Below are 1,487 nucleotides of genomic sequence, written 5' to 3'. Positions count from 1 at the left end.
CAGGTGACAGGATCACAGTTTAAAGTAAGAATAAATGCATCCTGGTGGGTGAAATTTGTTCTTCACTCATAGCTGCCTTGAATAAAATAACGAACACTTAGCCGTACACGCTTTCCACTCCAGAGGATACATCCATGATATCTGAAAAATATCCGGTCCTGATGAGACTGCTTCACTGGCTGATGGCCCTTACAATCCTGGGTATCATTGCCAGTGGTTGGTACATGGCAGGCCTGTCCAAAGATGTCAGCTATAAATACGACATCTACCCATGGCACAAGTCTTTCGGCATCCTGGTGCTCCTGCTGGTAGTGATCCGCATTCTGATACGATTATTCAGCAAAGTACCCAAGCTACCCAAAGGATTGCCGCATCATGAAAAGGTATTGGCCAGAGTCACTCATTATTCTCTCTATGCCTTGATGATTCTTGTGCCTGTCAGCGGTCTCACCATGTCGGACGCTGGAGGGCGTGCTGTCTTCTTCTTTGGCATACCTCTGCCCGAGTTAATGGAAGACAACAAGGAGCTTGCAGGAACCCTGCATACGATTCACACCTATATTCCCTACGCATTTCTGGGGATCATTGCGCTTCATGTGGTAGGTGCACTTAAACACCGGTTTATGGATAAACCTGAAAACGATGTGCTCGGCAGAATGTTGTGAATTTGTCAAAAAGGGCTCCTTGTAAGAGCCCTTTTCTATAGTCTTTCCCAGTGAGCCCCGCGCCCTTTGCCAATGGGCTTCAGCTCTCCGCTTCTTCGCTTCTGCTGAACCACCTTCTTCACCAGTTCCCGGCTGACCGTAGGTAACTGAATACAAATATCAGCCACTGAAAAAGGACCCTTTGCATTGTCAATTGCCATAGCAATCAACTGCGACTTGGGAGCCCGGCTGCCCTGGTTTTGCAGTGCATCCACCCTTAACTCCAGCTCTTCATACGCTTTGATCACACTGTCCAGAAAGAAGTTAATCCAGGGCATGGGGTTATGGGTCCCTTCATGCCAACCTTTCACACTGAACCGGAGGGCATCCATATAAGCCTGCTCGTTCTGCGCAAAGATTCTTTCCAAACTGATATAGCGACAAATATCATAGCCATTGATGGAAAGCATCAGAGTAGCAATCAGCCGGGAAATTCGCGTATTACCATCACTGAACGGGTGTATGCAGAGAAAATCCAGTACTGCACAACTCACCACCAGCAGAGGTTCTATCGTCTTTTCCAGACACTGGTGATAGAGCCCCACGCTGAACTCCATCGCTTTTGGCGTTTCAGTAGCCGGAACGGTTCGATAAAGAACGCCTACCCGATTACCCTCTGAATCACGCTCCACAATATCCTTGTTGGTCGCTTTCCATCGTCCTCCTTCATGGGGAAAGTGACTGTACAGGGTGGCATGAAGCTGCCGGATAAGCCCCGGAGAAACATTAGTGTGCTCTGCAGGCTCCGTCACCCTGTCCAGTACATCACGGTACCCCGCTATC

The 1,487-nt window shown here is 48.8% G+C and carries 2 protein-coding genes; one reads left to right on the top strand and one right to left on the bottom strand.

Annotation, left to right across the window (positions count from 1 at the left end; genetic code table 11):
* The first annotated feature begins 134 nt into the window (after positions 1 to 134).
* Complete coding sequence (locus KDK17_RS06215) at positions 135 to 665, top strand: cytochrome b (protein WP_257254601.1); 531 nt, start codon at positions 135 to 137, stop codon at positions 663 to 665.
* A gap of 35 nt (positions 666 to 700) precedes the next feature.
* Here KDK17_RS06215 and KDK17_RS06210 read toward each other — a convergent pair.
* Positions 701 to 1,487: Fic family protein (locus KDK17_RS06210; protein ID WP_257287614.1), on the bottom strand; the 787-nt coding region annotated here is incomplete at its 5' end.

Source organism: Endozoicomonas sp. SESOKO2 (assembly GCF_024606245.1).
In the GTDB taxonomy this organism is placed as follows: Bacteria; Pseudomonadota; Gammaproteobacteria; order Pseudomonadales; family Endozoicomonadaceae; genus Endozoicomonas_A.
Note: the sequence above shows the minus strand (reverse complement) of the source record. Positions and strands in the feature narration are given on the sequence as shown.